This is a genomic window from Veillonella intestinalis, assembly GCF_943192895.1.
Taxonomy (GTDB): Bacteria; Bacillota; Negativicutes; order Veillonellales; family Veillonellaceae; genus Veillonella_A; species Veillonella_A intestinalis.
Genome location: NZ_CALPCB010000003.1, coordinates 194,809 through 212,305, shown reverse-complemented (window position 1 = coordinate 212,305; position 17,497 = coordinate 194,809). Strand labels below are relative to the sequence as shown.

Sequence of the window (17,497 nt, the reverse complement as noted above, 5' to 3'; positions counted from 1 at the left end):
TACGAATTCTTTCAGTGTGAATAAGTTAAATATTGTGAGTAGTAGAAAATTACAAATACATAGAATGTTGTGAATAAGCAGAGCATACGGATAGTAAGGGATGAGCGGATGAAGTTAGTTGAATTATTAAATAAGGCTATAGCCATAGGGGCTACCGATATTCATTTGGAAACGGGAAAAGAGCCTTATTTTCGATTAGGTCGTGACCTACAAGTAGGTGAAAATAGTAGTGTTTCGAGTTGTGTATTTGATGAGATTCAGTTTGCTTGTGAACGGGGGGAGCTAAAGAATGAAGATGACTTAATGAGTGATAAGGGGTTGATGAAATCTAAATCAAAAGATAGTGCTTTTACCTTTCAAACAGTTCGTATTCGCGTTCATTTATATAAATCACAACAGACAATGTGTGGTACTTTGCGTATTTTATATAATCAATCTTTAGCTTTACCTAAAGGCGAAGCAGGTAAATTATTGCATCATATAGTGAAATTACAAGAAGGGTTAGTTCTCATTACAGGGGCTACAGGCTCTGGCAAAAGCTATACATTAGCGTCTTGTTTGGCGTGTATTAATGAGGAAGCTCATAAACATATTATTACACTAGAAGATCCTATTGAATTTACGTTTCAAAATAAAGGAAGTTTAATTCATCAGCGACAGTTAGGGCAAGATATGGATTCTATGGCAGAGGGTGTGCGTGATGCACTTCGGGAAGATCCAGATGTGATTATGATTGGGGAATTGCGGGATAGAGAAACATTGGAGGCCGCTTTGCATGCAGCTGAAACAGGGCATTTAGTTTTTGCTACTTTGCATACGCAGCGGGCTGTTATGGCTATTAATCGAATGATATCTGTATTTTCAGCGGAACAACAAGAAGAGGTGCGTGCTCAGTTATCGCAAGTCTTGCGTGCCGTATTGTGTCAACGTTTAATTCGCATAGACAATCAATTTATTGTGGCGCGGGATATTTTATTGAATACGCCAGCAGTAGCCAATTTAATCAGGCAACGCAAGGAGCCTCAAATTGTTTCTATTCAAGAAACGCAGCCGCCGATGCAAACGATGGAAATGGCAGTGGCAGCGCTTGAAAAAGAGTGGGGTTCTCGTCCTGAATTTAAGGAGGTATTGGAACAGAGTTATGAAATGCTATAGTTATCGCGCCTTCGATGCAAAGGGGGTGATACAAGAAGATACCATGTGGGCAGAAGCTAGTGAAGAAGTCGTGCAAAAGTTGCGACATAGAGGTTTTCAGATTTTATCATTGCATATTGCTAAGGAAACGAAGACAGGGAATAAAAAGTGGGCTTATAAGGATATTGTAGAGTTTTCTTATCGCATGTCACTTTTATTAGAAGCGGGGATTTCTATACGTCGTGTTATGCAATTTTTGAGTGATAAGCCGACAAAGCGAATTCCTTATAAGGCTATTAATGAAGCGGTTCAGCGGGGGCATGTATTATCCGAAGTATTGGGACAGTTAGGATTTCCTACCATAGGTTGTGCTTTATTACAAGCTGGTGAAGCGGCAGGAACTTTAGGCAATAGCTTTGGACAGATTAAAGGGTATTATGAGAAACAAATGGTTTGGCAACGCCAAATTAGTAGTGCAGCAGCATATCCTTTGTTTTTACTAGGCCTAATGTTGCTGTTTATTGGCGTAGCTGTAGGTTTTATTTTACCGGCCTTTAAAAAAGTGTTTATGTCCATGCAAGTACCATTACCGTGGTTGACAAAATTACTATTTAGTTTTGGTGATTTTGTTACGCTTCATGCAGGGCTTTGCAGTGCATTGTTATTAAGTGTAGGGACTTTTATATGGTGGCTCTGGCAACAATCGAAGTTTCGTTTTAAAATATTACGAAAGTTTTGGCAATGTGGTAGTGGCCACGAATGGTTTGATTGTTTTTATTTAGCTAGGCTTACAAAGGTATGGGCTATTTTACTAGATAGCGGTTTGACGATTACAGAAATGCTCAACTTAACAGGCTCACTTTGGGGAAATCCGTATGCAGAACAATTACAGCATAGGGTATGTGAAGAAATTAGTCATGGTCGTACATTGGGGGAATCTTTGAAAGAAGTTAAGCTAGGTAATGAATTTCTATGGGAGTTAGTGATGATTGGGGAAGAAACGGGGGATATGGGCGACATGTTACATCATGGCGCTACGTATTATGAACAATTGACTAATCGCTATATGAATAAACTGCAACAAATGTTAGAACCTATCATGGTATCTCTTATGGGGATAGGGGTAGCTATTTTAGTGATTGCTGTTATGTTACCAATGTTTAATGCTGTAACAGCAATGCAAAATGTATAAAAATATTAGGTTTAGAAAGGATTGTTAGTTATGGGAACAATATCTATGATGTCAATTACAGAACGTGTGAAACAATGGGTGATGGCGTATCGTAAAGCTATACAAATGAAGCGCAAGAAGCAAGGTGGTTTTACATTAGTTGAATTAATGGTAGTAGTTGCTATTATTGCAATTTTAGCAGTAGTTGCAATGCCACAATTTTTATCGGCTGGTGATAAGGCTCGAGATGCTAAAATCAAAGCTGATACACAAACGATTGCTAATGCAGCTCAGCTTTATATGGTAGATAAATCAACTAATCAAGTACCATCGGTAGATGATTTATATAAAGCTGGTTATTTATCTGAAGCGGTTAAAACACCTAAAGGTGGTGAATATACAGTTACTTCTGAAAGCAATGGAGGCGGAGCTGGTAGCCATATTGTAGTAACAGCTTCGGATAGTGCTAGTGAAACTAATTAAAGAATATTATTAAATAATTAAAACATATAGATTTAGAATATGTAGATTTAGAATATATGGTTATTTATATTCATTTATTAAATGTATGGTTATATTTATTTATAAATATTTATAGGTTTTAAGAAGGCCTGTTATTGTATAAAAGGGACGTTGTGGTTAGTATATGTGGTTTCAAATTAGTATTGGCAGTATATGTGGCCTATTAGCAGGTATAGGTAGTTTCTATCTCTTAAGGGAGTTTATTGTAGGACGAGAACGGCGTTCTGATAAGTTTTATCTACTTTGCGTATGTATAGGTTTACTAGTTGGATTAAGTGGTGCATATTTTATGAACTCTCTAAGTGAGTTATTTTTAACCATAATCTTCGGAGTTACTCTTTTTATAGGCGCTACCATCGACAAGCAGTATCTGATTCTTCCTGATGAAGGTGCTATTTTATTGTCTATAAGTGGGTTAGGTCGAATATGGCTAATAAATGGAGCTTGGAAGAGTGTAATAATTTCAGCAGCCTTAGTTTGGTTAGGTGGATTCTTACTTCGAAAAGTATCAAATGAAGGGTTAGGATTAGGTGATATAAAATGGTGCAGTACATTTGCTTTATGGTTATCATCAGTAGCTCTTTGGTATGCAATAGTATTGGCTTTTGTTAGTGGTACTTGTTGGCTTCTTATGTATTGGCTATTAACTAGAAAAAAACTATATGTACTACCCTTTGGTCCTTTTTTATGTATGGCTACCTGGTGTTTGTATATTTGGGAGCAGGGAGGTGGCCAGATATTGATTTACTAACTAGAAGAAAAAAGATAGGCCATAAATATACTGCATTTAAACAATCTCAACAAGGCTTTTTATTAGTTGAAGTATTAATTTACTTAACACTGCTCGGTTTATTACTTAGTATGGCTCATTTAGCTTTATCTCCTAACTTGAGTGAGACAAGGCGCTTTGATGAGGTGAGTCGACAGTTTTACTATACATTAAAACGAATGCAGTTTATATCTTTTAATGGCAGTACAGGGGCTATAATAAGTCCAGTAAATACAATGTATATTAGGCCAGATGAATATAGTAGTAATTTATATGGCGAACTTTGGGGGACGCAGTATATACATTTACCGAATACTATGAAACTTGTTAATAATTCAAGATCACAGCAAGCGGTATACTTAGGTAGTTATGATGGTCAAAATGATGTATTTAGTTATGAACTTTATGATTATCCATTGCACTTATATCGTAAATTTATTTTTTCACAGCAAACACCTCGTATTAGATGGGTGGAGGGGAGTTTTTAACTATGACGGTGCAGTGTATTAGGGGATTATTTAGCAAATTGGATAGGCGCAAAGTAGATCATAAAGAAGATCATAGAGCAGATTATAGAGCCGGTTATCTCTATGCCGAAGCCTTAGGCGGTACTGTAATTACAGTATTATTTATTTTAACAATTACTGCATTGATGGGATCTTTGATAATGCAATGGCGTAAAGCTAATATACAACAACAATTGATTCAAGTAGCTATAACAGCTATGGAAGAGGGAAAATATAATTATCAACATACGGGCATATTAGGGCGTATACCAAAGGTAGAAGTTCCTTATAGATTGGAACGTACAGTTCATAGTACGACAGCGCATGATATGGAGGTTAAAGAATTAGAGGTTATAGGATATTATGAACAACAGGAATTGGTTCATTTCAAAACATATATCTGGGAAGGGATTTCTGATTAGAATAAATCGTCATGCACGATATTATGGGAACCGTGCTAGCGGTTTTTTATTAGCTGAGTTACTTATAAGTTCTACTATTATTTGTATGGCTTTATTAGCGTTACTAAGTCTTATGGGAACATCAGTAAAATGGTGGCAACAATGGCAAATTAGTAATGAAGTATATTTAGATGCAACAACAACTCGTTTGACAATTGCTAATTATACGAAGCAAAGTCCAAAACAAATGACGGTAAGTCGTACGGGCAATTATGTATTGCAAGATGGTTTTAGACAATATGGCATTGTTGGTGGTGAAGCTAGTCGTATTTTGAGTGATGGTCAGGCACAAGCTATTTCATCATCTTCCTTAAGCCCACAATGGGGTGAATTGATTGTGGCACCCATAAAAGGAATGCCCCCTTTTTCTCAACTTATGAAAAAAGGACCTATTCGAATGAGTTGGCGAACTCGTGTAGATGGGCGTGCTAATGCTATTAGAGGTAGTGATTATGAGCAAATTACTGATGTTGTCATATATCCTAATATATTTTATTTTGGCTTTTCAAAGGGGAACTTTTAAGATTATATTTTGGTGAATGGGTAGTTTAGAAACGGGATGGATGTAGCCTTATGAAATACTTAGGCTGTGATTTACATGTGAATGAACGTGGATTTTTTACATATATAGCTTTAATTTTAGGGACTATTTTATTATTATTTTGGAGCGCTATTAGTACGACTATGCATATAGTAGTGAGTATGACTCATGATGAAGTGGGCTTAACTGCCATGAATTATTATGCGGAAGGTATCATTGGCTGTTTGCTACGGACTTATAGTGAGCAAGGAATAACTATGCCTACGGGGCGTGAAGTAATATATGAGCAGTCTGAACAAAGTGTTGTTACTTATATTTTGACACCACCTAGTCCCTTTAACGAAAAAGGGGATTTTAGAGTCGCATATCGTAATAAATTAACGGGACAACAAGTGAGATACTATGTAGTATTTAGAGAAGAAAATAAATCCTTAGAAGATAGAGGGGGCGCTTCACATAAGGAGAATACGTATGGTGTAGGGGATAAGAAGACGGTGATTGTGGAGCGAGTTTCACGGATTCAATAAGTGTGGAAGGGATACAGAAAATAATATGAAATCAGAATTTATTGGCATCGCTATAGGTATTACGCAAATGGTTGCCATTAAGATGGAGCAGACAAAAAATGGTGAGGTGGTTAATGATAGTATTGTAGTAGAACGACAAGGCAGTTTGTTTGAAGATTGTAAACGGCTAATTAAGACATATTCTTTGGAAGGCGTAGCAATGGGGATTGTAGCATTGGGAGAACGACAAGATAAGATTATGATCTTGCCTCGATTACCACGAATTGAAGTTGCTGAAATGTTGCGTTGGACAGTACCTGAATTTGTTACTTGGCCAGAAGATTCTTATTATTATGATTTTGTTTTAGAGGATATGCCCCCAGAGGCTGTGGACGCAGCAGAACAGCAATTACTCTACGTAGTAGCACTTCAAAAGCAACATATTACAGATTTAGCCACAGGCGCATTAAAAGGTGGTGGCAATTTGAAGATTATTGATGCGGCACCAGCTCCATTAACTCGTCGTTTTGTAGAAAAGAATGGTGCTGTTATAGGCATTGTAAGTGAAAATGCAATTGAATTTACTGGTTGGTATAATGGTCTTTGTATGAGTACCTATTTAGTCTCCCTTGATATGCAGGCTATAATCTCTGCTTTAGATGAAATGGAAGTAGATTTCTATAGCTATGGTATACAGGGAATTGCAGGCGTTCAAATCTATGAAGATGATTATAAACCGATGAAAATTGAAACGACTGTGGATTACCCTGAACTGAACAGGGGTATGACAAATTCGTCCAGACTAGAGTTAGGTGAGATAAATCCGATGGAAAAAGAGATGGCAGCAAGGGAGGAAACAGTTGAACCTTTGCAGTGGGAGCTTATATATGAAAAATATGGACGTTTGACGCCGATTCCTTTTGAAGAGGACCTTATGTTAAATACAGTAGCTAGTAAACAGACTAGAGCTATTGCAAAACCAGTATTATGGGATATGGCCTTAGGTCTTGCTTATCGAGGTGGTATAGGGGCAAAAAGGTAGCTTTTTTATTATGGGAAGTGATAATAGCTGTATATAAAGGCATGGTTCTGGAAGATCGTTAAGGGCATTAGAAAGGTAGTTAAGCATTGTATGAATTTTATGACATGGTCTATGAGATTAGAATATATATGTAAACTACATAAAAGTCGGTTAATAGGAGGAATAGTATTTCTGTTATTATTGCCGATAATTTGTTGGAGTTTAGTTTTTTATTGGTATATGGGAAATTGTGAACTTGAGGCTAGTACACAAAAATTAGTTGAAATGGGTCAATCTAATCACGAAGCTGTAACTTCATATAATGCACGTCTTAAACGTTTAATGGCGAAGGATTTAAGTCATACTACAGAAGCAAGTATGTTAGTGCATATGGTAGATTGTGCTAACTCTCACATAGTTTTAGATACGATTACATTTACGGATACAGGATTTACTATTGCAGGTATTAGTACAACTCCAGAAGTCGTATTGGCATATAGTCAAAAATTAAAGAGTGTATTAAGGGGAGTGACAATTAATGAGAAGCAAGGCATTGATGCAACTCGTAAAGTTCATACGTTTCAGTTATCAGGACGCTATGGCAAGAATGACGATTCCAAGAAAGCTGATAATAAAACTAATAAGTAGTTATTGCTTTATTACAATCCTAGGTGCTGTGCTTGCTTTTTGGTTTCATAGTGAACAAGCAATGTTGGTGGCCGCTCAAGAAGAACAGTCTTTGCAAAATGAAGGAGATTCAGTAGTAGTAGCAAGTCCGGCCTATGAACTAATTACGTCAACTGATAATGAGATTTCAGAAGGAAGTCATTTAAAAGATGTAATTATGCAAATAATCGGGAGTAAAGCTTTGACAATTATAGCGATGGAAGAACAAGAGACGAAACGGGGTAATCAGTTGAATATAGAAGTAAATGGAGCATTGCAGGACTATTTTACTTTTGCTACTGAATTGACAGAAGCCCATCCAACGCTTGAAATTAAGCCACAGGAATTGAAAAAAGAAAATGGTCAGTTACATATTTTATTTACTGTGTCCAGCAGAATGTTATAGTATATGGGCGATGAGATATTGATAATCTAATTGTGATTTTAGAATATATAAAAAATATGACAAAAAATATACATAAAATATGATAAATATGGCAAAAGAAGAATTAGATATAGAAATTGTTAGCATTGCATTTGAAGAAAAAAAGTTTCTTAAACAAGAAAAATAACCGCTTACCAAAGTAAGCGGTTATTTTGTATATGCGGTTATTTTGTATATATTGAGTTTTATAGTTTCCTTAGTTTATCTTTTGTTAGGGCTTAAAGAACTAGTAAGTACTACAGAAATAGCATGTATTAGAGTAACGCATGTGTTGAATAATAAGTTAGGAAAATAGCGTAAATAGGCTAATTTTAACTCTTAGTATATGGCGAGTTAATTTTGAATTTTAAAAAATTATGTAGTAGAATAGAAACAAAGTACTATCATAGGTGAACTATGAGAATAAAAATTAGGCGGGATTACGTGATGAAGCGAAATATAATATTAATTGGCACTATGGGGAGCGGCAAAAGCCACTTAGGGCGCAATCTAGCAGAGGCAAAGGGTTGGCAATTTGTGGATACTGATCGATTGTTAGAGCGTCGCTATAATTTACCTATTGCTGATATTTACGAGAAATTAGGCGAGAAGATGTTCCGCCATGCGGAGCGAGAAATACTTAAAAAAGTGTGTATGTATCATGAGTCGGTCATTTCGGTAGGCGGTAATTTCCCCTTAGATGTACGTACGGTTCGTTATTTACAGCGGTATGCGTATATTATTGGCATTCGTGCTGCAGAATATCGTATTGTTAAGCGTGTGAATCGTCGTATTGGTAAACGACCAACTATGGATTATTCTGATGTGCCGGGTTTTGTAGAAACTATGATGCAACGTTGGAAGCCAGTATATAAGAAGTGTGACTGTGTCATTGATACGACCTACGGCCGTACCGAAAATTTGATTGAATTAATTCATGATATATTAGCACGGGAGGGCGTTATGTTTAAAAAACGTCGCCCTTATACGGGGGTAAAGGAACATGAAAAAAATAGCAATTCTGACGAGCGGCGGTGATGCACCGGGCATGAATGCAGCTGTGCGTGCATTAGTGCGTAAGGGGATTTATGAAGGCTTTGAAGTATATGGCATTAATCGAGGGTATGAAGGCCTCTTGAAAGGGGATTTTCAGCTATTAGATCGTCGAGATGTAGGGGCTATTGTTAATAAAGGTGGTACAATGCTAAAGACGGCTCGTTGCGTTGAGTTTTCAGAATTAGCGCAACAGCAAAAAGCGGCACAGATATTGCGTGAACACGCCATCGATGCTTTAGTCGTTATTGGTGGTGATGGTTCTATGGCGGGGGCCATGGCATTAGCTGAGCAAGGAATTCCGACTATTACGATTCCAGGTACTATTGATAATGATATGTGTGGTACAGAGTATACGATTGGCTTTGATACAGCCCTAAATACAGTGGTAGATGCAGTTAGTAAGATTCGTGATACTACGACGGCTCATGACCGTGTAGCTATTGTAGAAGTAATGGGGCGTCATGCCGGACACTTAGCAGTGCGTGCCGGCCTTGCCTGTGGGGCTGAACTGGTGCTTATTCCTGAAAAGCCTATGAGCTTAGATACTGTATGTAATCATCTTCGTGATTCTCATGCCTCCGGCAAAACAAATAGTATTATTATGGTAGCAGAAGGGGCGTATCATAGTTTTGAAGTATACGCATATATTAACAAAGTATTACAGATTTCCCCTAGTGTTACTGTATTGGGCTATTTACAACGTGGTGGTTCACCGTCAGCACGAGATGCTAGTATGGCGGCCTTAATGAGTGAACGTGCTATTGATGCCTTAAAGGTTGGTACTTATAATTGTTTAATAGGATTAACTGGGGCTGTGATTGAAGCTATACCCTATGAAGAGGCACAACGGAGACGTTATCCAATTAGCGATGAAGAATATGAATTGATTTCTGTGTTAGCTCGCTAATATAAATAATTTTTAGTGAATTGTGAATATAGTGGTTAAATACGCTTTAGATTCATGAAGAACTCACAGTAAAAATTTATAATAACCATATAGATACATATAGATGTATGGCCTTCTTCATGTTGTTTGAGGAGGGCTTTACTTCAGTTAGGACTTATATATAGTAAGTATACATTGGGGATTTTAGGTGCAGCAGGATACAAAGTCTTTTCAAGATAAGCTAAAGTTTCCAGGTATATCGTCAGAAGCAAAGGAGTTTATAAGATGTGGCGAACACGTAAATTTTGGGGGATCCTCATAGCTATTTTGGTTATAGTGTTAGGGGGATTGTATTGGTTTAAGTCTAAAGACACTAGTGAAACTACGGCCTATACAACGGGTAAAGTAGAGCGAGGGAATATTTCATCAGTAATTACCTCTACAGGGACAATTAACCCTAAAAACTATGTCGATATTTCTACGAACGTAGCAGGTACGTTAGAAAGTGTATCTGTAAAAGAGAATGATCATGTTACGCAAGGTCAAATTATTGCAACAATTGATGCGCGTCAATTACAAGCTACCGCTGATGACGCGAGAGCCTCTTTAGAAAATACAGCGGCTGATTTAGACCGTTATAAAACCTTGGTAGCACAAGGGGCTATTCCACAACAGACGTATGATACAGCATTGATGAATTATCAAAAAGCACAAGCGGCATATGATAGAGCAATAGCTAATTTGGATGATACAACCATTACTTCGCCTATGGATGGGACTGTAATTGGTACACCACTAAAAGCAGGGCAAACGATTAGTACAGGTATTTCTACACAGATGATTATTGCTACGGTAGCTGATTTAAGTAATCTTGAAATCTATCTTACTGTGGATGAAACTGATATTGGCAGTGTAAAAAAAGGAGCTCGTGTTGATTTTACTGTTGATGCGCATCCTGGTAAAACCTTTACAGGTTATGTAAGTGATATTGCTTTAGGTACTAAAGGTAATATGGGTACTACCTCGAGTAGTGTAGTGTATTATACAGTGAAAGTAGCTATTTCAGAAGCTGATGCGGGGAATTTCTTCCCTACTATGACAGCTCGTGCCACTATTTATGGTGATGAACGTAGTAATGTATTAGTCGTGCCATTAGCCGCTGTTCGTACAGATAAAGTAGGCGAATATGTGTATGTAATTCGCAATGGTAAACCAGAACGGACTAGTGTGACAACCGGTATTACTGGTGAAACGACGATTGAAATCTCTAAAGGCTTAAATGAAGGCGATGAAATTGTAGTCAGTGGTGATGTAGGCTCTTCTGCAACAAAAAAGGCTAGCTCTGGCGGCCCTATGTTCTAGGAGGGATATATATGAGAGACGCAGTAATTTCATTAGAAGGTATTACTAAAACATATGTGAATGGCAAGTTGGTAGTACCTGTATTGCATGGGATCGACCTTAATATTTATGAAGGTGAGTTTACATCCATTATGGGGCCATCAGGGTCCGGTAAATCCACATTTATGAACATTTTAGGTTGTTTAGATAGACCGACGTCTGGTTCTTACAAACTAGATGGCGAGGAAGTAGCCAATTTGAGTGATGATGAGTTGGCCTTTGTTCGTAATAAACGGATTGGTTTCGTGTTTCAGAGCTTTAATTTATTGCCTAAATTGACGGCCCAAGAAAATGTAGCGTTACCTATGGTATATGCTGGTGTGGCTAAGAAAGAACGCAATGAGCGTGCGGCAGAGTTATTAGACTCTTTAGGCTTAGGTGAACGACTTGATCATGTGCCAGCTGAATTATCCGGCGGACAAAGACAGCGTGTTGCTATTGCTCGTGCTTTAGCCAATAATCCATCCATTATTATGGCTGATGAGCCAACTGGTAATTTGGATTCTAAGTCTAGTGTTGATGTAATGGATATTTTCACCAACTTATATAAAGAAGGGCGTACTATTATTTTGGTTACCCATGAACCAGATATTGCTACCTATGCAAGTCGTAATATTGTATTGCGAGATGGCAATATTGTTGAAGATACAGTAAATCCTAATATGGCAGGATTACTACGTAAAGGAGGTGCTGCCCATGTATAAAGAGGGCTTTTTAATGGCCTGGGCCTCCTTAGTAGCCAATAAGATGCGTTCTTTGTTGACTATGTTAGGGATTATTATTGGGGTAGCAGCTGTTATTGCCTTAGTATCGATTGGTTATGGGGTACGTAGTCAGATTCAGGACTCTATATCCAGTTTAGGTAGTAATTTGTTAATGGTGTATCCAGGAGCGCCACGAACACCGGGGGTACGACCAACGGCAGATTCACAAAAAACAATCAAGATGGAAGACTATACAACGATTTCACATCTTGATGATATTGAAATGGCTTCACCAGTATCTTCTGGTTCATCTTATATTGTGATTTACACCAATAAAAACTGGACCACATCTGTAACTGGGGTTAATTCTGATTTTCAATATATTAATAATTGGACGGTAAAATCAGGACGTTTTATTACGGCCACTCAAGTTGATCGACGGGAACGTGTTGCCGTTATTGGTAGCACTGTAGCAACTAATTTGTTTGGTGCGGAAGACCCTGTAGGTAAAGATATTCGTATTAAAAATAATCCGTACAAAGTTATTGGTGTTTTAGAAGCAAAAGGGTCAGGTAGTTTTGGGAATGACCAAGACGATATTATATACATTCCATATACTACTGGCATGGAGCGGCTTCAAGGGGTCGACTATTTGCGGATGATTTATATTAAAGCTAAAGAAGGGGCTGACCTTGACCGCTTACAATCTGACGTAGAAAATATTTTACGAGTTCGTCATAATGTTAAAAATCCAGAATTAGATGATTTTAATGTGCGTAATATGGCAACTATCATGGAAACTGTAGAGCAAACAACAGCGACAATGACCTTGTTCTTAGGTTCTGTGGCAGCTATCTCCTTATTAGTTGGGGGGATTGGCATTATGAATATTATGCTCGTATCTGTGACAGAACGTACTCGTGAAATTGGTGTTCGTAAAGCGTTAGGAGCTACTTATCGTGTCATTGTTATGCAGTTCCTTATTGAAGCGGTGGTAATCAGCCTTGTTGGTGGTGCTATTGGGATTGTTGTGGGCATAGGCTCGGCACAATTAATTAGTGCATTGACAGGTATGCAAACGGTTGTATCTATGGGACCAATTTTATTATCCTTTGGTTTCTCCATGGTTATTGGTCTTGTCTTTGGCTTATATCCTGCCCGCAAAGCGGCTAAATTAAATCCAATTGACGCCTTACATTATGAATAGGTATAATGATTATATAGCTTGAGGTTAATTGTTTATTAAACAGTAAGCAATGGCTAGTTAGATGTAATCACATAAGCGTAGTTACAATTCGTGGCTACGCTTATTTTATGAAAGGATAGGTTATGAGTAAGCAAAAAGAAATGCGTACCTTAGTCGATTTTTTTGATCACATGTGTCATGAACATACTTTTGATTGGTCACAATATGTACGTGTCACTGGTGGTGACCCTGGTCATTTGGAAATGACTTTTTTGAGCGATGCTGTAAAACATGGTAATTTTATTGGCAATATTCATGGTGGTGTATACATGAGTTTAGCTGATACTGTTATGGGCGTAGCTTGTTTCACTTTGGGGAAGCGAGTTGTTACCTTAGAAATGAAGGGGAACTTTGTTAAAGCTGTGAAATCAGGACAGCGTTTGCGGGCTGTAGCCAATGTAGAGCATAATGGCAAAAATACAATGGTAACGACGGGCCGCATTTACAATGATTTAGGTGAGTTAGTTTATATGAGCTCGGGTACATTTTATGTCATTGATGGCTTTGAATTGCCACAGTTACCTTGGCGTTTATAAAAGGTACATAGAATTACCTTTGACAGGACTAGTAAGACTTGGTATACTTAGGTTTATATTGATAAGATAATATGGCGATGACAAAATTGGCGCCACATGAGTATTTTTCAGAGAGTGAAGTATTGGTGGGAGCTTCATAAATAGCCTGTGGAGAGCATTTCCTTTTGGAGCCATGGATTGAACTAAGAGTAGATTCATCGTGTGACCGCGTTAAGGTCTTAGAGTACTAATTAGGGTGGTACCGCGAATTTATACCTTCGCCCCTTGCTGGGGCGGAGGTTTTTTTGTTAGCAGGAGGTCGTAACAAATGGAAGAATTGTTAAAAGCCTTAAAAGCGGAAGCTGAAGCACGGATTAAAAGTGCTGATGCATTAAACGTTTTACAAGAGGCGCGCGTTAAGTATTTAGGTAAAAAAGGGGAAGTAACGGCATTATTGAAAGGTCTTGGTAAATTATCCCCAGAAGAACGTCCACGCATGGGGGCGCTTGTAAATACCGTACGTGAAGAGTTAGAAGGTATGATTAGCGAAGTACAGGCTAGTTTAGAAGCAAAAGTAATGGAAGCTAAATTGAAAGCTGAAAAAGTTGATATTACTTTGCCTGGTCGTGTAACTCGTAAAGGTCATGTACATCCTTTAACGGCTGTTAATGAACAGATTGAACAATTCTTTATGAAAATGGGTTACACCGTCGCTGAAGGGCCTGAAATTGAAAGTGATCACTATAACTTTGAATGCTTGAATTTACCAGCCGATCATCCAGCTCGTGATATGCAGGATTCTTTCTATATTACAAATTCTGTATTATTGCGTACGCATACATCGCCAGTACAGGCACGAACATTACAGAGCCAAGAACCAAATAGTCCTGTGCGTATGATTGCACCAGGTAAAGTATATCGTTGGGATTATGATGCTACTCATTCCCCAGTATTCCATCAAGTAGAAGGTTTAGTTGTGGATAAAGGGATTACTTTTGCAGATTTAAAAGGTACTTTGGAAATTTTCTTGCGCCACATGTTTGGCGAAGACACAAAGGTGCGTTTCCGTACAAGTTTCTTCCCATTTACAGAACCAAGTGCAGAAGTGGATATTTCTTGTTGCATGTGCGGTGGTGAAGGCTGTCGCGTATGCTCACACACTGGTTGGCTTGAAATCTTAGGCTGCGGTATGGTACACCCACGAGTATTAGAAATGAATGGTTATGATCCTAATGAAGTGCAAGGCTTTGCCTTCGGTATGGGTGTGGAACGTATTGCTATGCTACTCTATGGCATTGGTGATTTACGTTTATTCTATGAAAATGATATGCGTTTCTTGAAGCAGTTCTAGGAGGTAAGACAATGAAAGCTAGTTTAACATGGATGAAGGACTATGTTCCTGTAGACACAACAAAACCGGCTCAGGAACTAGCCGATGTATTAACGCAAGCAGGGATTCCTGTAGAAGATGTAATTAATATGGACCCTGGTTTGAAAAAGATTTATACCGGTAAAATCGTAGAAATTACTAAACACCCTGATGCAGATAAATTACAAGTGTGCAAAGTAGCTTGTTTAGATGATAAAACAGGCGAGGAAATCACAAAACAAATTGTAACAGCTGCAACTAATGTGGCTGTAGGACAAGTCGTTCCTGTGGCGTATCACAAATCTCGTTTGGCTGATGGTACAGAAATTAAAAAAGGTAAATTACGTGGTGAAGTGTCCGATGGGATGTTCTGTTCCGTAGCTGAATTAGGTGTGCCAAAAGATATGGTTATGCCTGGTGAAGCAGAAGGTATTTATATTTTGCCAGAAAGTACTCCTATTGGTATGGATATTCGTGATGCCTTAATGCTTAATGATACTGTATATGAATTTGAGTTAACCCCAAATCGGGCGGATTGTTTCTCCATGGTTGGCCTTAGCCGTGAATTTGCAGTTCTTACTAACCAGCGAAATACAGAGCCTGCAGTAACTGTTACTGAAACAGGAAATTCCATTGAAGGTTGTGTAGATATTCAGATTGAAGATACTGACTTATGTCAACGGTTCATGGCTCGTCTAGTTACTAATGTGAAAGTTGGCCCATCTCCATTATGGTTACAAAATCGTTTGCGCAATGGTGGTATTCGACCAATAAACAATGTAGTGGACGTCACTAATTATGTTATGTTAGAACTTGGTCAACCTATGCATGCCTATGATTATGATAAAGTGGTAGGCCATCAGTTAACGGCACGTCCTGCTAAAGCGGGTGAGACAATTACTACATTAGATGGAACCGACCGTGAATTAGCAGAAGGCATGCTTGTTATTGCTGATGTTAATGGTCCTGTTGGTGTAGCTGGTGTGATGGGTGGCTTAGATAGCGAAGTAACAGAACAAACTACATCTATCATTTTAGAGGCTGCTGTATTTAAAGGTGCTTCTATTCGTCGCACAGCGCGTGCGCTTGGTATGCGCAGTGAAGCCTCTGGTCGTTTTGAACGTGGCATCAATGCAGAATATACACCAGTCGCATTAGATCGAGCAGCCCAATTATTACAAGAATTAGCGAGTGATGTAGTGGTTGCTAAAGGTGTTGTGGATGTATATCCAGTAAAGGCAACAACAGGTACGGTTGCCTTTACTGTAGATGCAATTAATGCATACTTGGGCACCCAAATTGAAGCTAATCGCATGAAGGAAATTTTAACTACTTTATCTTTCCAATGGGAAGAAGCTAATGGTGTAGTGACTGTTGGCGTGCCATCTTGGCGTGGTGATGTAACGGTTATGCCAGATATTGCGGAAGAAGTAGCGCGTATTTATGGTTATGATAATATTCCAAATCGTACACCTTGGGCCAATCTTAACAGTGGTACTATGAGTGACAAGAAATTGTTATTCAAAGCCATTCGCAATAGTTTAGTTGATCGTGGCCTTAGTGAAGTGATTACATTTAGCTTCATGCATCCAGATAGTTTGAAAAAATTATTGCTGCCTGAAACGGATAGTCGCTATCAAGCGGTGCCAATCATGAATCCAATTACAGAAGATTTCCCAGTTATGCGCACAACCTTGATTCCAAGTATTTTGGATGTAGCAGCTCGTAATATTGCACAGAAAAATCAGGATCTTTGGATTTTTGAAAGTGGTGCTGTATATCAACCGAAGAGCTTACCAATTACGGAACTACCAACAGAAAGTTATCGTGTAACGGGCCTTATGATGGGTAAAACGAATGAAGTACAATGGGAAGAAGCGCAACGGGATACCGATTTTTATGATGTAAAAGGTGTATTAGAACGCATGTTAGCGGATAGTCGTTTTGAAGCGACTATAGAGCGCTCTACAGAACCATATTTACATCCAGGCGTAAGTGCTCAATATGTAGTAGATGGCACTGTAATTGCTACTTTTGGTGAATTACACCCGCAAGTAATGAAAGCCTATGACTTACCTGGTAAAGCTTATATCTTTGATATTGATGTAAGTGCTATTCTTAATATTCCAAAAGGACATTTACAGTACAAAGAGATTAGTAAATTCCCTGGTACAAGTCGTGACCTTGCTATTGTGGCACCAAAAGAAATTACGTCTCAAGATATTATACGTCTTATTTACCAGCATGGTGGTGAACATTTAGAGCGGACATTCATTTTTGACGTATATGAAGGGGAACATATTGAAGCGGGCCATCGTAGCTTAGCCTATAACTTATCCTTCCGCAGTAATGAAGGAACGTTGACTGATGAAGACATTCAACCTAATATTGATGAAATTATTGAAGCGTTGAATGAAATCGGTTGTAAATTGCGGTAAGTTAACGTAAAATTATAAATTACAATGAAAGATAAACCTAATGTAAAAGAGTATTTCAGGTACTTTTTACGTTAGGTTTATTTTGTTAATATATGTTGTCCTATAATTCAACCTTTGAAACGTTTTTTGAAGCCTAGTAGCTTTATGGTAGAGATAGGTAA

General features: G+C 38.2%; 19 protein-coding genes. All 19 read left to right on the top strand.

Annotated features, from left to right (window positions below):
- Window positions 1-108: 108 nt before the first annotated feature.
- Window positions 109-1,155, top strand: a complete 1,047-nt coding sequence (locus NFR27_RS03720; protein ID WP_251454247.1) for a type IV pilus twitching motility protein PilT — start codon at window positions 109-111, stop codon at window positions 1,153-1,155.
- Window positions 1,142-2,326: a type II secretion system F family protein gene (locus tag NFR27_RS03715; RefSeq protein ID WP_251454245.1), complete on the top strand. Its 1,185-nt coding sequence runs from the start codon at window positions 1,142-1,144 to the stop codon at window positions 2,324-2,326. The genes NFR27_RS03720 and NFR27_RS03715 overlap by 14 nt, the downstream gene beginning before the upstream one ends.
- Window positions 2,327-2,356: 30 nt before the next feature.
- Window positions 2,357-2,788, top strand: a complete 432-nt coding sequence (locus tag NFR27_RS03710; RefSeq protein ID WP_420910577.1) for a competence type IV pilus major pilin ComGC — start codon at window positions 2,357-2,359, stop codon at window positions 2,786-2,788.
- A 163-nt stretch (window positions 2,789-2,951) separates the two neighbouring features.
- Window positions 2,952-3,578 (top strand): prepilin peptidase, encoded by a 627-nt coding sequence (locus NFR27_RS03705; RefSeq protein ID WP_251454244.1) that lies wholly within the window; start codon window positions 2,952-2,954, stop codon window positions 3,576-3,578.
- Between the two features lie 164 nt (window positions 3,579-3,742).
- Window positions 3,743-4,084, top strand: a complete 342-nt coding sequence (locus NFR27_RS03700) for a hypothetical protein (protein WP_251454242.1) — start codon at window positions 3,743-3,745, stop codon at window positions 4,082-4,084.
- A gap of 2 nt (window positions 4,085-4,086) precedes the next feature.
- Window positions 4,087-4,524 (top strand): hypothetical protein, encoded by a 438-nt coding sequence (locus NFR27_RS03695; protein ID WP_251454240.1) that lies wholly within the window; start codon window positions 4,087-4,089, stop codon window positions 4,522-4,524.
- Window positions 4,525-4,609: 85 nt separating this feature from the next.
- Window positions 4,610-5,086, top strand: a complete 477-nt coding sequence (locus NFR27_RS03690; protein ID WP_251454238.1) for a hypothetical protein — start codon at window positions 4,610-4,612, stop codon at window positions 5,084-5,086.
- A 50-nt stretch (window positions 5,087-5,136) separates the two neighbouring features.
- Window positions 5,137-5,631 (top strand): hypothetical protein, encoded by a 495-nt coding sequence (locus NFR27_RS03685; protein ID WP_251454236.1) that lies wholly within the window; start codon window positions 5,137-5,139, stop codon window positions 5,629-5,631.
- A 25-nt stretch (window positions 5,632-5,656) separates the two neighbouring features.
- Window positions 5,657-6,652, top strand: a complete 996-nt coding sequence (locus NFR27_RS03680; RefSeq protein WP_251454234.1) for a hypothetical protein — start codon at window positions 5,657-5,659, stop codon at window positions 6,650-6,652.
- 219 nt (window positions 6,653-6,871) lie between these two features.
- Window positions 6,872-7,279, top strand: a complete 408-nt coding sequence (locus tag NFR27_RS03675; RefSeq protein WP_251454232.1) for a hypothetical protein — start codon at window positions 6,872-6,874, stop codon at window positions 7,277-7,279.
- On the top strand, window positions 7,239-7,703 hold the full coding sequence (locus tag NFR27_RS03670) for a hypothetical protein (protein ID WP_251454229.1): 465 nt from the start codon (window positions 7,239-7,241) through the stop codon (window positions 7,701-7,703). The genes NFR27_RS03675 and NFR27_RS03670 overlap by 41 nt, the downstream gene beginning before the upstream one ends.
- A gap of 465 nt (window positions 7,704-8,168) precedes the next feature.
- Complete coding sequence (locus NFR27_RS03665) at window positions 8,169-8,759, top strand: shikimate kinase (protein WP_251439843.1); 591 nt, start codon at window positions 8,169-8,171, stop codon at window positions 8,757-8,759.
- On the top strand, window positions 8,725-9,684 hold the full coding sequence (gene pfkA, locus NFR27_RS03660) for a 6-phosphofructokinase (RefSeq protein WP_251454215.1): 960 nt from the start codon (window positions 8,725-8,727) through the stop codon (window positions 9,682-9,684). The genes NFR27_RS03665 and pfkA overlap by 35 nt, the downstream gene beginning before the upstream one ends.
- Before the next feature lie 264 nt (window positions 9,685-9,948).
- A complete protein-coding gene (locus NFR27_RS03655) occupies window positions 9,949-11,025 on the top strand; it encodes an efflux RND transporter periplasmic adaptor subunit (RefSeq protein ID WP_251454212.1) in 1,077 nt (358 codons plus the stop codon).
- 11 nt (window positions 11,026-11,036) lie between these two features.
- Window positions 11,037-11,768, top strand: a complete 732-nt coding sequence (locus NFR27_RS03650) for an ABC transporter ATP-binding protein (RefSeq protein ID WP_251439851.1) — start codon at window positions 11,037-11,039, stop codon at window positions 11,766-11,768.
- On the top strand, window positions 11,761-12,975 hold the full coding sequence (locus tag NFR27_RS03645) for an ABC transporter permease (RefSeq protein WP_251454208.1): 1,215 nt from the start codon (window positions 11,761-11,763) through the stop codon (window positions 12,973-12,975). The genes NFR27_RS03650 and NFR27_RS03645 overlap by 8 nt, the downstream gene beginning before the upstream one ends.
- 122 nt (window positions 12,976-13,097) lie before the next feature.
- Window positions 13,098-13,550, top strand: a complete 453-nt coding sequence (locus NFR27_RS03640; RefSeq protein WP_251439857.1) for a PaaI family thioesterase — start codon at window positions 13,098-13,100, stop codon at window positions 13,548-13,550.
- A 307-nt stretch (window positions 13,551-13,857) separates the two neighbouring features.
- The gene (gene pheS, locus NFR27_RS03635; protein ID WP_251439860.1) at window positions 13,858-14,880 is read left to right on the top strand and encodes a phenylalanine--tRNA ligase subunit alpha; all 1,023 of its coding nucleotides are present in this window, start codon (window positions 13,858-13,860) and stop codon (window positions 14,878-14,880) included.
- A gap of 11 nt (window positions 14,881-14,891) precedes the next feature.
- Entirely contained in the window at window positions 14,892-17,336 is a 2,445-nt protein-coding gene (pheT, locus tag NFR27_RS03630) for a phenylalanine--tRNA ligase subunit beta (protein WP_251454205.1), read from the top strand.
- The last annotated feature ends 161 nt before the right edge of the window (window positions 17,337-17,497 follow it).

Coding starts and splice junctions, on each gene's coding strand:
- pheT (WP_251454205.1), top strand. CDS start 14,892: ATGAAAGCTAGTTTAACATGGATGAAGGACTATGTTCCTGTAGACACA.
- NFR27_RS03720 (WP_251454247.1), top strand. CDS start 109: ATGAAGTTAGTTGAATTATTAAATAAGGCTATAGCCATAGGGGCTACC.
- NFR27_RS03695 (WP_251454240.1), top strand. CDS start 4,087: ATGACGGTGCAGTGTATTAGGGGATTATTTAGCAAATTGGATAGGCGC.
- NFR27_RS03645 (WP_251454208.1), top strand. CDS start 11,761: ATGTATAAAGAGGGCTTTTTAATGGCCTGGGCCTCCTTAGTAGCCAAT.
- pheS (WP_251439860.1), top strand. CDS start 13,858: ATGGAAGAATTGTTAAAAGCCTTAAAAGCGGAAGCTGAAGCACGGATT.
- NFR27_RS03680 (WP_251454234.1), top strand. CDS start 5,657: ATGAAATCAGAATTTATTGGCATCGCTATAGGTATTACGCAAATGGTT.
- NFR27_RS03650 (WP_251439851.1), top strand. CDS start 11,037: ATGAGAGACGCAGTAATTTCATTAGAAGGTATTACTAAAACATATGTG.
- NFR27_RS03705 (WP_251454244.1), top strand. CDS start 2,952: ATGTGGTTTCAAATTAGTATTGGCAGTATATGTGGCCTATTAGCAGGT.
- NFR27_RS03655 (WP_251454212.1), top strand. CDS start 9,949: ATGTGGCGAACACGTAAATTTTGGGGGATCCTCATAGCTATTTTGGTT.
- NFR27_RS03640 (WP_251439857.1), top strand. CDS start 13,098: ATGAGTAAGCAAAAAGAAATGCGTACCTTAGTCGATTTTTTTGATCAC.
- pfkA (WP_251454215.1), top strand. CDS start 8,725: ATGAAAAAAATAGCAATTCTGACGAGCGGCGGTGATGCACCGGGCATG.
- NFR27_RS03690 (WP_251454238.1), top strand. CDS start 4,610: ATGGCTTTATTAGCGTTACTAAGTCTTATGGGAACATCAGTAAAATGG.
- NFR27_RS03665 (WP_251439843.1), top strand. CDS start 8,169: ATGAAGCGAAATATAATATTAATTGGCACTATGGGGAGCGGCAAAAGC.
- NFR27_RS03685 (WP_251454236.1), top strand. CDS start 5,137: ATGAAATACTTAGGCTGTGATTTACATGTGAATGAACGTGGATTTTTT.
- NFR27_RS03710 (WP_420910577.1), top strand. CDS start 2,357: ATGGGAACAATATCTATGATGTCAATTACAGAACGTGTGAAACAATGG.
- NFR27_RS03670 (WP_251454229.1), top strand. CDS start 7,239: ATGACGATTCCAAGAAAGCTGATAATAAAACTAATAAGTAGTTATTGC.
- NFR27_RS03675 (WP_251454232.1), top strand. CDS start 6,872: ATGGGAAATTGTGAACTTGAGGCTAGTACACAAAAATTAGTTGAAATG.
- NFR27_RS03715 (WP_251454245.1), top strand. CDS start 1,142: ATGAAATGCTATAGTTATCGCGCCTTCGATGCAAAGGGGGTGATACAA.